Source organism: Streptomyces sp. NPDC008001 (assembly GCF_042958085.1).
Taxonomy (GTDB): Bacteria; Actinomycetota; Actinomycetes; order Streptomycetales; family Streptomycetaceae; genus Streptomyces.
In genome coordinates, this window is sequence record NZ_JBIBIZ010000003.1 from 116789 (window position 1) to 134842 (window position 18054).

The 18054-nt window shown below is 71.7% G+C and carries 13 protein-coding genes and 1 pseudogene; 4 read left to right on the forward strand and 10 right to left on the reverse strand.

Features of this window, described 5'->3' with window-relative positions; translation table 11 throughout:
• Positions 1-289: 289 nt before the first annotated feature.
• Positions 290-2938: a class III lanthionine synthetase LanKC gene (lanKC, locus tag ACFZCD_RS08965; RefSeq protein ID WP_391829124.1), complete on the reverse strand. Its 2649-nt coding sequence runs from the start codon at positions 2936-2938 to the stop codon at positions 290-292.
• A gap of 127 nt (positions 2939-3065) precedes the next feature.
• Positions 3066-4139, reverse strand: a complete 1074-nt coding sequence (locus ACFZCD_RS08970) for a radical SAM protein (protein WP_391829125.1) — start codon at positions 4137-4139, stop codon at positions 3066-3068.
• Between the two features lie 429 nt (positions 4140-4568).
• Here ACFZCD_RS08970 and ACFZCD_RS08975 point away from each other — a divergent pair, with 429 nt between their 5' ends.
• From ACFZCD_RS08975 to ACFZCD_RS08990, 4 genes and pseudogenes are all read left to right on the forward strand, one after another.
• A complete protein-coding gene (locus ACFZCD_RS08975) occupies positions 4569-6413 on the forward strand; it encodes a sensor histidine kinase (RefSeq protein ID WP_391829126.1) in 1845 nt (614 codons plus the stop codon).
• Complete coding sequence (locus tag ACFZCD_RS08980; protein ID WP_391829127.1) at positions 6406-7098, forward strand: response regulator; 693 nt, start codon at positions 6406-6408, stop codon at positions 7096-7098. The genes ACFZCD_RS08975 and ACFZCD_RS08980 overlap by 8 nt, the downstream gene beginning before the upstream one ends.
• Before the next feature lie 195 nt (positions 7099-7293).
• Positions 7294-8274: pseudogene (locus ACFZCD_RS08985) on the forward strand (M4 family metallopeptidase); the annotation flags it as partial.
• A gap of 107 nt (positions 8275-8381) precedes the next feature.
• On the forward strand, positions 8382-10457 hold the full coding sequence (locus ACFZCD_RS08990; protein WP_391829128.1) for a UvrD-helicase domain-containing protein: 2076 nt from the start codon (positions 8382-8384) through the stop codon (positions 10455-10457).
• Between the two features lie 52 nt (positions 10458-10509).
• Here ACFZCD_RS08990 and dhaK read toward each other — a convergent pair whose 3' ends face one another.
• The 8 genes from dhaK to ACFZCD_RS09030 all read right to left on the reverse strand — a co-directional run bounded on the left by dhaK (position 10510) and on the right by ACFZCD_RS09030 (position 18041).
• Positions 10510-11502 (reverse strand): dihydroxyacetone kinase subunit DhaK, encoded by a 993-nt coding sequence (gene dhaK, locus ACFZCD_RS08995; protein ID WP_391829129.1) that lies wholly within the window; start codon positions 11500-11502, stop codon positions 10510-10512.
• A 189-nt stretch (positions 11503-11691) separates the two neighbouring features.
• Positions 11692-12189 (reverse strand): hypothetical protein, encoded by a 498-nt coding sequence (locus ACFZCD_RS09000; protein WP_391829635.1) that lies wholly within the window; start codon positions 12187-12189, stop codon positions 11692-11694.
• Positions 12099-13121, reverse strand: coding sequence for a sporulation-delaying protein SdpB family protein (locus ACFZCD_RS09005; RefSeq protein ID WP_391829130.1), 1023 nt, complete (start codon positions 13119-13121; stop codon positions 12099-12101). Before ACFZCD_RS09005 ends, ACFZCD_RS09000 begins: the two co-directional genes overlap by 91 nt.
• Positions 13115-13639 carry an SdpA family antimicrobial peptide system protein gene (locus tag ACFZCD_RS09010; RefSeq protein WP_391829131.1) on the reverse strand — a complete coding sequence of 175 codons (525 nt, stop codon included), beginning with the start codon at positions 13637-13639 and terminating at the stop codon, positions 13115-13117. Before ACFZCD_RS09010 ends, ACFZCD_RS09005 begins: the two co-directional genes overlap by 7 nt.
• Before the next feature lie 260 nt (positions 13640-13899).
• Positions 13900-14589: a hypothetical protein gene (locus tag ACFZCD_RS09015; RefSeq protein ID WP_391829132.1), complete on the reverse strand. Its 690-nt coding sequence runs from the start codon at positions 14587-14589 to the stop codon at positions 13900-13902.
• 179 nt (positions 14590-14768) lie between these two features.
• Positions 14769-15131, reverse strand: coding sequence for a GntR family transcriptional regulator (locus ACFZCD_RS09020; RefSeq protein WP_391829133.1), 363 nt, complete (start codon positions 15129-15131; stop codon positions 14769-14771).
• Between the two features lie 2 nt (positions 15132-15133).
• Positions 15134-16123, reverse strand: coding sequence for a DUF1648 domain-containing protein (locus ACFZCD_RS09025; protein ID WP_391829134.1), 990 nt, complete (start codon positions 16121-16123; stop codon positions 15134-15136).
• Between the two features lie 172 nt (positions 16124-16295).
• Positions 16296-18041, reverse strand: a complete 1746-nt coding sequence (locus ACFZCD_RS09030; RefSeq protein WP_391829135.1) for a hypothetical protein — start codon at positions 18039-18041, stop codon at positions 16296-16298.
• Positions 18042-18054 lie beyond the last annotated feature (13 nt).

Here is an 18054-nt window from a genome sequence, read left to right on the forward strand (position 1 = left end):
GGGCAGCCCGCGGCCGGCAGGTCTTACGGCGAGCGGTGACTCAACGGCGCGTCAGGCGACGCCGCGGGCACTCTCGTAGCTGTTCGCGCAGGGCCACACGGAGGGCGTCTCCTCCTCCAGCTCCTGCAGCTCCAGGATCTCCGACATGTGCTTCACCTCCTCCCGGCGGCAAGTGTCCGCACGGGCGGTCAGCCCATGCCGAGGGAGCTGTGCGAGCTGTTGGCGCAGGGCCACAGGGAGGGGGTCTCCTCCTCCAGCTCCTGCAGGTCCAGGATCTCCGACATCCGATTCACCTCCGTTCTGCGGCTCGTGGGGATGCCGACCGCGGGTCGAGGTACGGCAGGGCGGGTTCCCGCCCCGCCGCGGACTCCCCCTCGAACGCGGAGTCCAGGGCCAGCAGCACGCCCGCGGAACCGGTGGCGAGATCCGCCGAGAGCCGCAGCATCCTGAAGCCCGGGAACGCGAGGTGCCCGCGGTAGGAGTGCGCGTACCAGGCCAGCCGGCGGATCTGGGTGCGGACGGCGGCACCGGGCCGGCCCCCGTGCCCGTCCAGCGCCGCCAGCGTGAGGACCGCACCGGCCCGCCCGCGCAGCAGCCCGGCGTTGCGCACGTACAGTGCCCGGCACGTCTCCCGGACGGCGGCGAGCGTCGCGGCCCTTCCGCCGTCGGGCCGGTGCCGCAGCAGGCCTTGCAGGGGGAACGCGAGCCCGCTGCTCCCGCCGTGCAGGTACGGCAGGTGGTGCATGCCGTCGAAGAGGGTGAGGGCGCCGTCCGGCTGGACGGTGCACCGGTCGATGTCGTAGCCCACCGCCCGGTCGGCGAGGCCGAGCCAGCGGCCCGCCCCCGTCTCCTCGTACAGGTGCAGGAAGAGCAGCGCGATGCCCGCGGCCCCGTGCAGCAGCCCGTACGGCGGCGGGACGCCCGGGCGGCCACGGAGCGGCCCGGCCGTGACGAGCGCGGCGAGCTCCCCGGCGGTGCGCAGGGCGGCGTCGTGGAGTGCGGTGTCGCCGGTGACCCGCGCGAAGCGCAGCAGGTTCAGGGCGATGCCCGTCTTGCCGCCGGCCAGGTCCGGGCGGACGACCCGGGCGTCGGCCGGCCGGCAGCGGTCGAGGACGCCGAGGGCCTCGTCGCGGCGGCCGAGCAGGTCGAGGACGAGTGCGACGCCGTGCAGCCCGTCGTACAGGCCCGGCCGCGGATCGCCCTCGCGCTCGGCGGAGGCCACCAGCCATGCGGCGTACTCGTCCGGCACGGGCGCGCCCACGCGGTGCAGGGCGTAGAGGACCCCGGCCGCGCCGTAGCCGAACGCGTGGCCGCCGAGGGAGTCCGGGCCGGCCGGCGTGCAGGGGAACAGCCGGTCCGCGCGCTCCGGGGTGGCCATGGCGTGGATGCCGGCGACGAGGGAGTCGCGGAGGGACGGCCAGTCGGGCTCGTCCGCGGCGAGCATCCTGGCGTGGTCCGCCTGGTCCGCTGCTTCCCCGTCTGCCTCTGCCCCGTCCGCCTCTTTATAAGAGGAGGTGCTCAGCAGGCCCGTGAGCAGCTGGCCCCCGAAGCCCGCCGGCAGTGGGTACAGCTCCTCGACGGCACCGGTGAGGACGCGCAGGGTGGCAGGGCTGCGGTACGGGACGGGCAGGAGCAGCCACAGGCGCAGGGCGTCGAGCAGGTAGGCGGTGGCGTCCGCACCCCGGAGACCGGCCGGTGCCGTGAAGCCCTCCTCGCCCAGGGGCGGCGGCCGGTCGTCGGCCAGGTCCGTGGCCGTCTCCAGGTCGGTGAGGACCACTTCTCCGCCGGGGCGCAGGAAGACGTTCTTCGGGTTGAGCTCCCCGAGGCGTACGCCCCGCGCGTGGAGCTCGTCCAGCGCTCCGGCGACGCGGTCCACGACGGCCAGGACCAGTTCGGCGTACCCGGGCGCCTCCTTGGCCGCCCGCTCCTCGGTGGTCAGCGGGAAGGCGGCGGCCGCGGCTTCGGCAAGGCTGCGGCCCTCGACGTGCTCCACTGCGAGGAAGTGGTGACCGGCCCGGACGTGGTGGCCGAGGACGCGGGGCACGCGGCCCAGCCCGGCCAGCCGTTCGAGCACCGCTCGTTCGCGGCCGAGGCGCGTGACGGCGTCGTCGCCGCGCCGGTCGAGGCCGGTGTACGGGCGGGCCTCGCGCAGGACGACGCGGTTACCGGCGCCGTCGTCCGCCAGATAGGTGCCCCCGCCGTTGGTCACGTGCAGCGCGCGCAGCACCCGCCAGGGCAGCGGCTCGCCGGGTGCGGCGTGCAGCGCCTCCAGGTCCGGGCGCAGGAACTCCGGCAGGGTCACCCGGTCCGGGCAGCGGAAGACGGGGCGGCGGTTCTCGGGGACGAGCGTGCCGTCGGGGCGCTTCAGCGCGGGCACCAGGCGGGGCTCGTCACCGGCCCCGTACACGGCCGGCGTCTCGGGACATCGCAGCGTCCCTGATGAGCCGTAGCGCACGTACAGGGGGCCGGAGCGGTGGCGCAGGGCGCCCAGGACGTACGGGCCCGGGAGGCCGTCGAGCAGGACCGCGAGTTCCGTGAGCGCCCCGGTGAGAGCGGCCTCGCCGGCGGGGCGGAGCGTCATCAGGTCGCCGCTCGTGAGCCGGTCGGCGTGCTCGTCGCCCAGCGCCCGGGCGGCGGTGAGACTGCGGACGACGTCGAAGGCGATGCCGCGCAGGAGGCAGAAGCCCCGGACGATTTCCGCCGCGCGGGGCAGGCGGGGGAGCGCGACGGAGACGTGGATCAGCCAGCCCTGCACGGGCGTTTCCGCCGCCCGCGGCCGCAGCGCCACCCACCAGCCGGAATCCGTACGCTCCCAGCCCGCCGGCGGTTCGCGGAGGGCTGCGGAGAGCCTTCCTTCCGTGTCGGTGAGCCGCTCGGGGAATTCGAAGAAGTCCGGGTCCGCGCGGTAGAAACGGTCGTAGTCCTTGAGTTCCATCATGGCGGGGCCCTCCTTCCGGTCCTTCGGGGGCGGTGCGGCATGAGGCCGGTATTCAGTCGGACTCCGGCCCGCATTCGGTTGGCGTTCGGCCGGAACTCTCCGGAAGCAGCCGGTATTCGGCCGGAATTCAGCCGGACAGGGAATCGGTGGCGGAGGCGAATTCCGGGGGATCGGTACGGACCGAGCGCCGGCCGATCCTCAGCACGTCCTCCGGGGAGGCGAAGCGGAGGTCCATGCGCCGGACGGCCTCCGCCCAGGTCTGCATGGAGCGCACCGAGGACAGGGTCTCCACGACGAACGGGTCGTCCAGCCGCTCCAGGGTGCGCTCCCACAGCAGCCCCCCGGGCTCCTCCAGGAGGCTGCCGACCGTGCCTTCGTAGACGGGGATCCCGCGCACCCTGCCGTCCGGCTCCACCTGCATCACCAGGGTGTCGATGCGGCGCGCCACCCGCTCGGGGTTCATGACGAGGTTGAAGTTGTCCGTGGTGAAGACGGATACGGACGGCGGAGCGAGCTCGCGCAGCCGGGCCTGCAGTTCGCCGCTGGTCAGGCGGGCCACCTGAGTGTCGTCGAGGAGTTCCCGGCGGCAGAATTCGGGGCGGCTGGCGAGCCCTTCGGGAACGGCGGAATTGAAGGACAGGGTGCGCAGCCGGGGGAAGCGGTGGGCGATATCGGCTGCGAACTCCTCCAGCTGCCCGAAGTTGCTGCGGATCACCACGCAGTCGATGCCGAAGTGCAGCCGCCCCCGCCCGGCTGCCAGGCGCTCCCCGGCCACCTCGTCCAGCAGCGCCAGCGCGGCCATGACCCGGTCGAAGGAGCCGGCCCGGCCGCGGATGCGGTCGTGCACCTCGGGCGTCGCGCCGTCGAGGCTGACGATCACCTCGTCGAAGTGGTCGGCGAGCCGCTCGGCGAGGGGCCGGTTCATCACCCAGCCGCTGGTGTTGACGGACATCTTCACCCCGGCATCGCGCAACCGCCCGGCCACCTCGAAGATGCCCTGGACGATGAGCGGTTCGCCACCGGACAGGGCGACGACCCGCGGCCCCATGGCGATCAGGGCGTCGGCCACCCGGAGCATGTCCGGCGGGCTCAGCTGCCGGGACGGGCGGCGCCCCGACTCCGAGTAGCAGTGCGAGCAGCGCAGGGGGCAGGCGTAGGTGGTGTCCCAGACGACCACCTCGGGACCGGAGGAAGGACTCATGGCAGCCACCCGTTCTCGGAGAATCCACGACGGAAACCGCAGTCGAAACCGTTCGACTTCCCTGATGCGATGTCATGAGTCTGCAGCCGCAAGCCTTTCCGGGGCACCCGGGCAACCCCCGATCCGTATGGAGGTTCTCCGCCACCGGCGACGGTGGATTACCTCTCTGGACGGCCTCGGCGGCGGCCCGCGATAATGTCCCTTATGGCAGCAGCCAGAAACCGGGGGATGCACATCGTCGCGGTGTGCGGCGGACTGTGCATGCTCTGGGCAACGCTCATCGGGACCACCCAGTTGCAGAACAGGTATACGCTGCCGTGGATCCTGGGTTCCGTTCTCCCGTGCTATTTCGCCGGTTTGTTCACTTGGTGGCACGCGCCGTCGAGTCCGGTCGCAAAACGCCTCCTTCTGATCGGCACTTGGCTTTCGGTGACCATTGCGATCCGCTACAGCGTCAGCCTGCTGATCCGGGCCTTCGACTGGAACCTCCGCCCGACACCCCACGCCCTGCACCTGCCGGCGGACTTCGGCCTCCAGATCGCCAGCCAGGTCTGCGACCTGACCGTGAGCGTCCTGGTCGTCCGGCTGCTCGCCCTGCTGCCCGACGGCCGGTACGCGTTCCCGTACGAGCGCCTCGTCCTCCGCGCACTGTGGGGCCTGCTGGCGCTGCCCCTCCTGCTGCCCCTGACCGGGACGACCGAGCTCACCGTCCACTACATCGTCTTCTACTACCCCGAGGCGTGGATGCCGGGCCTCGGCGCCCTCCTCCTCGTCCTGCGCTGCCTGCGCGCCCCCGCGGCCGGCCGGCCTGACATCGCCGCCCTCCTGCCCTTCGCCGCGCCCGGTGCGGCCGTCCTCCTCGCCCGCGCCGCCTCCCGCCTCTTCCGCACCTGGCAGGGCGAGCAGGGCGTGCTCTACTTCGCCGGCGCCCTCCTGGGCGCCCTGCCGTACGTGACGATCTCCCTCGTCATCGTCTACGCCGCCTTCCGCCACCGGCTCCTCGGCGTCGACCTCGTCATCCGCCGCTCCGCCGTCTACGGATCGCTGTGGCTCATCATCAACAGCTGGTACCTGGGCATGGCGCTGACCCTCGGCCTCACCGCGGGCCAGTACTTCCCGGTCGGGCTGTCCCTGCTCGTCGCCGTCGTCGCCACGGCCCTCTTCCAGCCGCTGCGCACCCGGCTCAACGCCCTCGCCGAACGCCGCGTCTTCGGCAAACGCCTCAGCAGGTTCGAACTGCTCGTCCAGTTCGGCACCACCCTGGAGCACGCCTACGACCTCGACCGGCTCGCCCCCCAGCTCGCGACCGGCCTGCAGGAGGGCCTGAGCCTGCAATGGGTGTGCGTACGGCTCGGCGGCAACGGCCTGCCCGTCTCCGTGGCGGAGGCGGGCGCGCGGCCCGCCGGCGCCGACGCGCCCGGCGAGCCCCTCGGGGAGTTTCCCCTCCTCTACGGGGAGGACCTGCTGGGCATCATCGAGTACGGGCCCAAGGCCGAGGGCCGCTGCACCCCCGAGGACCACGACATCGGCGAGACCCTGGCCCGCTCGGCCGCCCTCGCCGTGCACAACGTCCGCCTCACGGCCGAGCTCGGCGCCCGCGTGCAGGAGGTGCAGCGCCAGGCCGCCGAGCTCGACGCCTCCCGCGCCCGCATCGTCCACGCCCAGGACACCGAGCGCCGCCGCATCGAACGCCGCCTCCACGACGGCATCCAGCAGGAGCTCGTCGCCCTCGTCGCCAAACTCGCCCTCGCCCGCAGCTGCCTGCGCCGCGGCGGCGACATCGACGCCGCCCTGACCGAGATGCAGGACGACGCCTACCGCGTCATCGACGAGCTGCGCGAGCTCGCCCACGGCATCCACCCGCCGATCCTCACCGACCAGGGGCTCGTGGCCGCCGTCACCTCCTGCGCCCGCCGCCTGCCCGTCCCCGTCACCGTCCACAGCGCGGAGTCGCTGAGCGGGGTGCGGTTCGCCCTCGACGTCGAGGAGTCCGCGTTCTACCTCGTCTCCGAAGCCCTCACCAACGTGCTCAAGCACGCCGCCGCCACCCACGTCACCATCCGCATGGCCCGCGACGACGGCCGGCTCCTGGTCGAGGTGCACGACGACGGCAGCGGATTCCCCACCGAGACCACCAGCGGCTCCGGCCTCACCGGCATGCGCGACCGCATCGAGGCGGTGGGCGGCGAGCTCACCATCACCAGCGGCGCCGGCACCGGCACCGTGATCCGCGCCCGGCTCCTGGAGCGAGTGAGGGAGGAGACCCGTGCCTGACGCCCCGCGCGCCCTGCGCGTCGTCATCGCCGAGGACCACTACCTGGTGCGCGAGGGCACCCGCCGGCTGCTGGAGGACACCGGCCAGGCCGACGTCGTCGCGGCGGTGGGCACGGCCGACGAGCTCATCGTCGCCGTCGAACGGCTCCGGCCGGACGTCGTCATCGCGGACATCCGCATGCCGCCCGGCCACCACACCGAGGGCATCGCCGCCGCCCACGCCATCCGCGCCGGCCACCCCGGCATCGGCGTCGTCGTGCTCTCGCAGCACGCCAACGAGAACTACGCCTTCGACCTCTTCCGGCGCGGCACCGACGGCCTCGCCTACCTCCTGAAGGAGCGCATCGGCGAGGTCGACGAACTGCTGCGCGCCCTGCGCGAGGTCGTCGCCGGCCGCTCCGTCGTCGACCCGCGCATCGTGGAGGTGCTGATGGGCAGCCACGCCCGCGCCGCCGACGCGCCGCTGTCCCGGCTCACCCGCAGGGAGCTCGACGTCCTGCGGCACATGGCGGAGGGCAAGACCAACCGGGCCATCGCGGAGTCCCTGCGGCTGTCGGAGTCGACCATCGAGAAACACGTCAACTCCACCTTCGCCAAGCTGGGGCTCGCGGAAATACCGCAACTGCACCGGCGGGTGAGCGCGGTGCTGGCTTATCTGCGGCACACGCCGGCGGGGCCGGACTGAGTGACGGAGTCGCTTGTCAAGCCCCTGACAAGAAGCGCTTGTTGGTGGCACCCTCGTTCCATGCATCGCATGAGCGCCGCCCTCGCCGTGCCGGCCGCCGCCCTCCTCCTCGCCGGCCTGCAGCCGGGCACGGCGGGCACCCATCCCGCGGGCCCCCGACCCGCCGGTGCCGCAGTCCGCGCCGGCGAACCGGCCACCGGCACCGGCTGCGGCGGCCCCACCGTGGGCGAGGTCACCCTCGGCACCACGTACAACCCCACCACCGGGCGCTACGAGCTCAACGACGCGGGGCGCGGCAACCACAAGACGTACGACCTGAACGGCGGGACCTCCGGCAACGGCACCCTCTTCACCGACGACGACAACGTCTGGTGCGAGGGCGGCCGGCAGACCGCCGGTGTCGCCGCCCACTACGTCGCCGCCGTCGTCTGGGACTACTACCTGCGCACCCACGGCCGCAAAGGCATCCAGGGGGACGGCCGCGGCGGCTGCAGCCGCGTCCACTACGGCAACCAGTACGTCAGCCCCTTCTGGGACGCCCTCACCGGCTGCATGACGTACGGCGACGGCTCCCCCGGCGACGGGCAGCCGCCCGTCACCATCGAGAACGGCGCGCACGAAATGACCCACGGCGTCACAGCGGCCACGGCCGGCCTGGGGTTCAGCGGCGAGCCGGGCGCGCTCAACGAGGCGACCAGCACGATCTTCGCCGCGGCCGCCGAGTTCTCCGCACACAACGCGGCCGACCCCGGCGACTACCTCATCGGCGAGCGGACCGGCATCAACGGGACCACCGCGCGCGGCTGGATGGACAAGCCCTCCAAGGACGGGGTCTCCAAGGACTACTGGTACGTGGGCATCGGCACCACGGACGTCCACTACGCCGACGGCCCGGCCAACCACTTCTTCTACCTGCTCGCCGAGGGCAGCGGCCGCAAGGACATCAACGGCGTCCACTACGACAGCCCCACGTACGACGGCAGGCCCGTCACCGGCATCGGCCTGCACGCCGCCGAGAAGATCTGGTACCGCGCGCTCACCGCCCACATGACCTCGAACACCGACTACGCGGCGGCCCGCCGTGCGACCCTGCGGGCCGCGGCCGAGCTCTACGGCACGGGCGGCAGGGAGTACGCGACGGTCGCCGCGGCGTGGGCAGCGGTCAACGTCAAATAGCTGCGGTGGACGTCAAATAGCTGCGGTGAACCGACCCACCCTCACGCCCCTCCGTTATATGATCATCACTTTACGTCCGGGGGCGGTCGGGGAGGGACGGGGCGGTCATGGGTGCGGGGGGATCGGCGTGGAAGCGGGCGCAGGAGGCCCGGCGGCACGAGCGTGAGCTGCGCGAGCAACTCAGGGTGGCCCAGTGGGAGGTGCGCAACTGGGAAGCGGCGAGCGAGGGCGAACGCAAGGTCGCCGCGAAGCTGCAAGTCCTCACCCGGCGCGGGTGGCGGCTGCTGCTCGACCGGCGATGGCCCGGCACCCGCTCGGCCAACGTCGACATGCTGCTCGTCGGCCCCGGGGGCGTCTTCGTCATCGACGTCAAGAACTGGCGGCACGCCCCCGAAGCGGCCGGCGGACACCTGACGGCCGGCGGGCGCACGTACGACCGCGAGGTCGAAAAGCTGCTCAAGGTGACCGAGCTCGCGGAGAACGCCGTCTCCGCACGGAACCTGTCGCCCGTGGCCGTCCAGCCGCTGATGGTCTTCGCCGGCCGGTCGGTGAGCGCCCGGCTCGGCACCGTACGGCTGCTGGGGGAGCGCGAAGTGACGCCGGCGCTCATCGCCGAGCGGGTCCGGCTGCGCCCGTTCGAGGTGAAGGCCGTCGCCGACCACTTGGAACAGGTGTTCCGCGACTACGAGGACACTTCGGCCCGCACCGGACCGGCCGCGCCGCCGGCTCCGCCCGCGCCCGGGCCCGACGACGCGCTGTTCGACGTCGAAGGCATACGGAACGCGGCCGTGGAAGCCGCCCGCAGCGCCCCGATCGAACAGTGGATGACGTTCCTCCACCCCGATCAGCTCGCCCTCGTGCGCCGCACCTGGTCCGGCCCGGCGCGCGTCAGCGGCCCGGCGGGCACCGGCAAGACCGTCGTCGCCCTGCACCGCGCCGCCTACCTCGCCTCACGCACGTCCGGCCGGATCCTCTACGTCACCTTCGCGAACAACCTGCCCCGCGTGCAGAGCACGTTCCTCAGGACGATGGCCCCGGCGGTCGCCGACCGGGTCGACTTCAACAGCCTGCACGCCTGGGCGGGCCAGTTCCTCCGCTACCGCGGCATCGAGAGCAGGCTGGACTCCAGCAAGGCCGGGAACGCCTTCAGCATGGCCTGGAAGAGCCACGGCCGGGGCACGATCCTCGAAACCCTCGACCCGGTCCCCGGATACTGGAACGAGGAGATCGACTGCGTCATCAAAGGCCGGGGGATCACGACCTTCGAGGAGTACGCCCTCCTGCGGCGCTGGCGCCGCCGCACCAACCTGCGCCGCCCCCACCGCGAAGCCGTGTGGGCGCTGTACGAGGAGTACGAGCGCAAGCGCACCGGCGCGGGCGTGCACGACTTCAACGACATCCTCTCCCTCGCCCTCGACGAGGCCCTCGCGCACCCCGGCGCCACCCCGTACACCTCGGTCGTCGTCGACGAGGTGCAGGACCTCACCTTCGTCGGCGTGCGCCTGCTCCACGCGCTCGTCGGCGACGCGCGCAACGGCCTGCTGCTCGTCGGGGACGGCCAGCAGGCCGTGTACCCGGGCGGATTCCGCCTCTCCGACGCGGGCATCGACGTCCGCGGCCGCGGACAGGTGCTGCGCAAGAACTACCGCAACGCCAAGGAGATCCTCGACGCCGCCCTCGCCGTCGTCGCAGACGACTCCTTCGACGACATCGACGGCACCCCCACGGCCGGGCGCCGCGACGTCGACCTCGTCTACGGTGACGGCCGGGTCACCAGGTGCACCGCGCCGACCCGGGCCGAACACGACGATGCCCTCCTCGCCGCCCTGCACGACCTGGGCCCCGCGGCGTGGCCCGACTCGGCGGTGCTCTGCCGCACCCGGGCCGAGTGCGAACGCTACCGGCAACTGCTCACCCGGGCCGGCATTCCCGCGATCACCCTGGAGCAGTACGACGGTCACCCCGTGCCCGGCGTGAAGCTCGGTAGCTACCACCGCGCAAAGGGGCTGGAGTTCAAACACGTGTACCTGCCCGGCCACGACGCCCCGGCCGTGGCCCGGGCGGGCAACGGCACCGACGACGGCGTCGTCCGCGAGCGCCGCGAACTCCACCGCAGCCAGCTCTTCGTCGCGATGACGCGGGCGAGGGACACGCTGTGGCTGGGATCGGTGCCGCGACGGTGAGCCGGTCGCGGTGCGGCTCCTGAGGGACCCTTTGCTGACGGTGAAGGGCGGGTCACCGCCCCCAGCGCAGCGCCGCGGTCTGCACGGGCGCGTCCCACAGCCGCAGGAACTCCTCGTCCGCCCGGCACAGCGTGACCGAGGCACCGGCCATGTCGAGGGAGGTGACGTAGTTGCCCACGAGCGTCCGCGCGACCGGCACGCCCCGCTCGCGCAGCACCCGGTGCACCTCGCCCGTGAACCCGTACAGCTCCAGCAGCGGCGTCCCGCCCGCGCCGTTCACCAGCGCCAGCACCGGCCCGCCCGGAGGAAGCTCGGCCAGGACCGCGTCCACGGCGAAGTCCGCGATCTCACCGGCCGTCATCATCGCGCGCCGCTCCCGCCCCGGCTCCCCGTGGATCCCCACGCCCAGCTCCAGCTCCCCGGCGGGCAGATCGAACGTCGGGCTGCCCTTGGCGGGCGTCGTGCACGCGCCGAGCGCCACACCGAAGCTCCGCGACGCCTCGTTCACCCGCCGCGCGAGCGCCTCCACCCGCTCCAGCGGCGCCCCCTCCTCGGCCGCCGCCCCCGCGATCTTCTCCACGAAGAGCGTGGCCCCGGTGCCGCGCCGGCCGGCGGTGTACAGGCTGTCGGTGACGGCGACATCGTCATTGACGAGCACGCTCGCCACCTGGATGCCCTCGTCCTCGGCCAGCTCGGCGGCCATGTTGAAGTTGAGGACGTCGCCCGTGTAGTTCTTCACGATGAACAACACACCATTGCCACTGTCCACGGCAGCGGCGGCCCGCACCATCTGATCGGGCACGGGGGAGGTGAACACCTCCCCGGGACACGCGGCATCAAGCATCCCGTACCCCACGAACCCCCCGTGCAACGGCTCATGCCCGGACCCACCCCCCGACACCAGCCCCACCTTCCCACCCACAGGCGCATCCCGCCGCACGACGACCCGCCCCTCGACATCCACGTTCAGCTCCGGATGCGCAACGGCCATCCCCCGAAGAGCATCGGGAACGACGGACTCGGGAACGTTGATGAGCATTTTCACGAGGGGCTCCTTCAGTAACGGGTGGTCAGGCTGCTGGTCTGCCTTTGCACAGGCCGGCGGCACCGGGGGACGTAATTGATCTCGGCTGTCTCTTGCGGTCGGCAGGGGAGTGCGGCGGTACTGATGCCGACTCCATGCTGACATTGCTGACGATACGTCGGCCTGACTGAGGGGCTACTCAGTGTGATGTCACTGCCTGCCCGTGCGCGGGGTGCCGACTGGCCAGGACGTCAGGGACTCGCGGGGGCCGCAGTCGGAGGTGTCCTTGTCGCCCTTGCAGACGAAGATCGAGCCAGTGGTGGTGAGGCTGTAGGAGGGCAGCCGGTAGTCGACCGGTTTCGTGGCCGGGCCGCACTGCGTGACGTGCTTGCGCGGCGGCATGCCGGCGAAGTCGTAGGTCCACTGGACCCAGACGGAGTAGCACCCGGTGCCGGTGTTCTTGAGCTCTCCGCGGACGACAAGGGCGGGGAAGAGGGCACTGCCGTCGCGCTCCGTCCGCCGGGTCCCGGAGGCGGTGGCCGTGCCGTGGTGGGTGGACCAGGGCACGCCCTTGCCCGCCGGAGAACCAGCCGCGGCGGCGGGCGGCTGGGCGAGGGCTACGAGACCAGCGGCCGAGGCGAGGACAGCGAGGCCGGGACCGGCTCCGGGGTTGCGGGTGAGTCGTCGCCGGGTGATGCGGATGCGCATGACGGGGTCTGCTTCTTTCGTGAACGGTTGGTGGACAGGGCCGGGAAGCGGTGGCCGATGGGGCCGAGCAGGAGGAAGAGGCCGGCCCACATGGCGAGGGCGAAGCTCCACAGGCCCATCAGGACGGCGATGCCGAGGTGGAAGGCGATGCCGAGCGGCAGGAGCACCCAGCGGGCGCGCTGTGACATCAGTGGAGAGGCCGCGAGGGCGAGTTCGAGGGCGATGGGCAGCCAGGTGAGGGCGGCGATGCCGACGGGGGAGTAGACGACGAGGTCGGTGAGGGGCCGGATCCACTCGGGGAAGCCGAAGGAGGAGTTGTTGGCCCAGTAGTACATGGCGCTGCCGTCGGCCCACTCGGTGTGCGGAAGCTTGGCCACGCTCGCCTGGAAGTACAGGAGGGCCATCTGGAGCCGGGTGATGGTCCACGCGCTGGTGCCGAGGAGTGCCCAGCCGCGGGTGGCGCGGGACACCGGCTCGTCGTCGCCCGCACTGCCCCGAGGCGTCCGCCAGTGCCAGTGCCGTCCGTCGCCGAGTGCGACGAGGGCCAGGAGCAGGGAGAGGATCCAGGTGATCTGGTCGCCGCCGTCGCCGATGGCGATGCCCGAGAAGACGCTGAAGCTGATGTAGGCGTGGGGGAGGGCGGTGAACCGCGGCCGCCAGCCGGAGGCCACGACCAGGAGGACGGCGACGCACAGCCAGCGCAGCGCGTCGAACTGCCCGCGCGGCACGAGGCAGAAGGCGCCGCCGGCCGTCATGCCCTGGCACAGCGGGTACTCGCCGATGGTGACGACGGGCCGGAAGAGGGTCGCCGAGCTGCTGAAGGCGAGAGTGCCGGCGGTGCCGAGGGCGAGCAGGCTCCGGGCGATACCGTAGGCGTTGCCCCAGGGCAGGGGGATGCTGCGAGTGCGGCGGCCCGCGGGGGTGCTCAGCATGTGACATCCATGGCGAGGTAGCGCTCGGGAGTGACGCGCTCGTCGACGAGATCGCGCCAGGCCCAAGGGACGGGCTTTTCCTGGACAAGTGCGACGCGCCCGCAGACGGTCGGTTCGGGCGAGGGGTTCTTCACCTTCCGGGACGGCCGGGCGTTTGCCACGCAATCGGCGAGGCCGGCCTCCTCGCACTCCTTCCACTCCTTCTTCTGCGCCAGGTCGAGCAGAAGGGAGATCTCGATGCCCTGCGAGCGCGAGGCGCGGTCGAGACCGAAGGCGTTGCGCGGGCTGGAGTGCGGTGTCAGCGCCACGGAGGTCCAGCGGTCGTCGGCGCCCTGCCGGTAGGGGAGGACCTCCACGTCCCGGGGGGACTTGGTGAAGAAGGCCCAGCCCTGCGGTGCGACGTCGGCGACGGTCGAGCGGACCTGCTTCTGGCCGGGCAGGGAGAGCACGTTCTTGGGCACGTGCACCTGCGCCACGTAGAGGACGGCCACGCTCCAGGCGACGACGACGGCCAGCACCGAGCGGCGGGAAACGGGGACGCGGCGAGGCGCGGGGCCTTGTGCGGCTGAGCGGAGGGACCGGCGGAGGCGGCGGATCCCTGATGTCCGTTCGGGGCGTTCTCCTGCGGTGCTGTGGGCGGGTATCACGTCGTCTTCCCGGTTGTTTCGGCTGTGTTGGTGTTGGTGCTGGTGCTGGTGCTGGTGCTGGTGCGTGGGCCGGGCGGCCGGCGTGGCCCGGCCCACGGTCAGGGGTGTGTTCTTTCGGGGACGCGCCCGGGTCAGGCGGTCTCGAGGATCTTCGTCACGGTGGCGACGGCCTCGTCGTGGCCCAGGGCCGTGGTGTCGTCCTTGGGCGCCACGCTCCAGAACCAGTTCTTGGCCTTGACGAAGTTGGCGCCGACCGCGACGGTCACGGTCACCGCGGCGGCAGCGGCCGTCACGGCGGCGGCGATGTGGACGACCGCGCCGGCGACGGCGACGAACGTGCCGCACATCTGGCCGTTCTGCGGGACCTGGGCGGCACCCTTGGTGTCCGTCGTCTTCACCGTCGACAGCAGCTTGCTCTGCGCGTCGTTGATGGCCGCCTCGACCTTGCGCGGGTCGCCGCTGCGGGCCTTCTTGCCGAAGGACGCGAAGAAGCCGGGGTACTTGACGTCGACGGCGTCGGTGACGATCAGGGCCACGCGCGCGGATTCCTGGGCGTCGCCCTTGGCAAGTTCCTTGCGCATGTCGCTGAAGAGCGGGTTCTTGGCGAGCTCGGCGCCGACCTTGCCCTGGCCGAAGAACAGGCCCTTGAAGACGGCCTTGCCGTCCTCGGCGGCGGTCGGGGCCGGCTTGGCGGCCGCGGTCTTGACGGTGGAGGCGTGGCCGGGCGCGCTCTGTGCGGCGGCGGCCGTGGCACCGGTGACGCAGACGGCGGTGGCGGTCAGACCGGCGATGATGCCGGCGGCACGTCGGGTGATCTTCATGGAGGTTCCCCCTCGGATGTGGGACATGGCGATCCCGCGGCAGATGCGGAGGGCGCCTGCCGCGGGATTCGCGATCTTCGGACCGGAACGTTTCCATTACCGGTGGGTCAGGTCACCGTCCGGCGAGGGTTCCTTATGTGATCTTGATGTTGAGGAACTCCCCTCCTAACGGCGGAGGTTCAGGTTCCGTCGGCCAGGAAGGTCCTGATGAGGGCGAGCACGTCCTCGTCGCTCAGCCCGAGCGCACGGGCGCCGGTGACCAGCTGGCGGGCCTGGGCCGCGAGCCGGGCCCGCTCGGCGCTCCGGCCGGCGGCGACGACGGCGCCCCGGCTGCGGCGCAGTTCGAGCAGCCCTTCCTCGCGCAGCCGTTGGTAACCCCGGAGGACCGTGTGCATGTTGACACCGAGGGATGCGGCGACGTCGCGGGCGGACGGCAGGCGCTCACCGGTACGTACGGTGCTGTCGGCGATGGCGCCGCGGACGCAGGCGGCAATCTGGTCGCCGAGTGGGAGTGGCGAGGAGGGGTCGATACGGAAGAGCACGGTCACCCTCCGGCGGCGGTGCGGCGTTCGCGTTCGGCGAGGGTGTTGAGGAGGGCCGCGGCGGTGGCGGCGTCGTCGACGGTGACGACGAACTCGCTGCCGGTCGTCAGGCGTGCGGAGATGGCGTCGCCGGATCGCAGCACGATGCCGCTGGCTCCGGGACGGGCCCGGTAGCCCCAGCCGCCGAAGTCACGTACGGGGTTGACGGTGCGGTGGCCCGCTTCGGCGATCCGCTCGAGCGGCACGTTGAGGCGGGGCCAGGGGGTGAGGGAGGGTGTGACGGTGATGCCCCGCCGGTCGGCGGTGACGCGGGCGCCCGTCAGCAGGGCCATGGGGAGGCCGGTGACGAGGAGGGGCAGGGCGGGCACCCACCCGGTCGTGAACCCGACGACGACGCCGGCGGCCGCCACCAGGACACCGGTGACGGGCAGCACGCGGGATCCCGCGACGCGGGTCCAGCCGGCGGTCTCGGAGTCTCCGAGCGTGAGGCGCGCTGCATCGGCGGCCGGTCCTGAGACGGTCTCGGCCTCTTCGGCCCTGCCGCAGATCAGCCAGCCCACGGCCGCGTAGACCGCCGTTGCCGCGAAGGCGAGGACGGCCTGTGTGCCGGGCATGGTCACGGACGAGGCGTCGGTGACGTCGGTGTTGGCCAGCAGCACGGCGGTGATCAGCCATCCGGTCAGTACCGCGATTGCGCCGCCGACGACGGCGAGGACGCGCTGGACGCCGGGAGTCGTGCGCATCCAGTAGGCGAGTGCGCCGAAGAGCACGCCGTCGCCGGCCAGGACGCCCAATGCGGTGGCGAGGAAGGATCCTTGCCCGGAGAAGCCGTCGGCGTTTCCTCCCCCTCCGATGTGGACGGCCATCCGGTCGGGGAGCCGGTCCCGGAAGGACAGATATGTCGCCAGGACCGCGGCAGCGGCGAGCGCGGGTGGTATGAGTGCGACGAGGATGCGGCGAGCGCTGACGGGCGAGGGCTGTGATTGCGGCATGAGACTACCTCCACTTGTTCGCGTGTTAGTAGAACAAGTGGAGGTGGAGCCGGGGAAGATGGCTTGCCCACTTCCTAACGTGGTTCGAACACCCCGCCGTCCGCGAGCGCGCTGATGGACACGCTCACGGGAGAGGGCGGCATCGCCGCCCTCTCCCTGCCGGTGGCAGCGGTCAGGCCTCGTGCGCCGGTGCCGGCAGTTCCGCCCTCTCTTCCGTCTCTTCCGAACCTTCCGGAGTGGCGTCGCCCATGGCCACGAGGGGCGCGGTGAGGGAGTCGGCATCGCCGGTGCTCATGCCGGACTGGGGCAGGTGCGCGCTGCCGAAGGGGATCCAGTAGTACCAGACGGCAGTGTTGGTGTTCTTCCCGCCGTCGCTGACATGGGTGACGGTGAAACTCTGGCCCTTGCGGATGGCGAAGGCCGCGCAGCCCCGGCCGGGGCGCCCGGCCGCGTGGTTGCCGTTGGTGCGGATCTGGTAGCCCATGGTGTCGATCTCGATCCGGGCGGAGGCGTCGGAGGAGTTCGCATCCACGTGCGCGACGAGCAGGCCGGAGGTGTTCGCCGTGCGCGTGGCACACCGCCCGCGCGCGACGGAGTAGGCGTCGATCTTGCCGACGATCTCCGAGGTGCCGGTCAGTTTGAAGTTCTGCTCGACGGTGACCGGCTGCTTGAACTCCACGGGTGATCTGGCGGCGATGCTGGTCGCGTCCGTGCGGCCCCGCACTTCGTTGACGCGCAGGACTCGTCCGTCTCCCAGGGTGACGTGCGCTTCCACGGTGACCGTCCCCGTGCTTTTGGGGGCGAGGGTGTCCGTCCGCAGGACCTTTCCGCCTCCCAGCGTGAGGTTCGTCTCCACGTTGAGCGTCCCGGAGTCACTCCTGGCGGCCAGGGAGTCCGCCCTGAGCGTGGTGTGGGACGTCAGTTCCCCCTGGCCGCCCTGAGGCGCGGCCTTGGCCGTGAGGGCGCCGTGCACGACGATCTGGCCGCCGCTCTGCGGAATGGTGACGCCCGCCTGGCCCTGGAGGGCGAGCGTGCTGCCGATCGCGATGTTTCCGGTGGCCGGGTGCTGGATGCTCGCGGTCTTGAGCGTCTTGCCGGCCTCCACGGTCACGTCGCCCTTGGCGGTGACCGTCCCGTGCACAATGAGGTTGCCGATCTCCAGGTCCGGCTTGCGGACCGTGACGCTGGTGGACAAGATCCGCTTGACGGATTCCGTGCCCGTGCCCACCGTGCCGATCAGGTAGAACGTCGTGTCGGAGCGGATGTTGTTGATTTCCTTCCTGGTCACGTCGGTGACGTCGCAGTCGGTGCATTCGCCGTACAGCAGCGTGTACGTGGCGTTTGCCGAGCGTTCCCAGGTCAGAGTCACATCGCCGCCGTTGTCGATGATCAGCGGGTCGCAGATGAAGTTGCGCATGGAGAAGTCCGGCGGGAACTTGCCCACGCTGAATTGCGTCGTCCGGTCCCGGAAGGCGCCACCGTTCTCGCGGGAGCTCTCCGTTACTTCGATCAGTGAGGTGCCGACCTTCCGGCTGATGGGGATCCGCGACAGCTGAATGGTGAATCCGGTGTTCCTGTCGATCCTCGTATGGGGGGCGGTGGGTTCGAACACGAACTCGTTCCCGTCCCGCTCCACCATGCTCCAGCCGTCGAGGGTGATCCGGGCGTTGACCTGAGCGAGGTTGGTCGCCAGGTCCGACGCCCCCGTTCCTGCCGGCACCTTCACCCTGATCGATTCGACGTCCACCGGCTCGCCGCGCCTCGATCCGACGATGAGCAGTTCCCCCGTCTCCAGCGGCGCGTCGGGGTTCTCCGGCGAGGCCTTGAGCGGGTCCGGGCTGGTGGTGATGTCGAACGAGAGCAGCGGCAGCTGGGCGGACGTCATGTCCGCGTAGCCGATGTGGGTGACCAGGGCCATGGTGTGTTCCTTG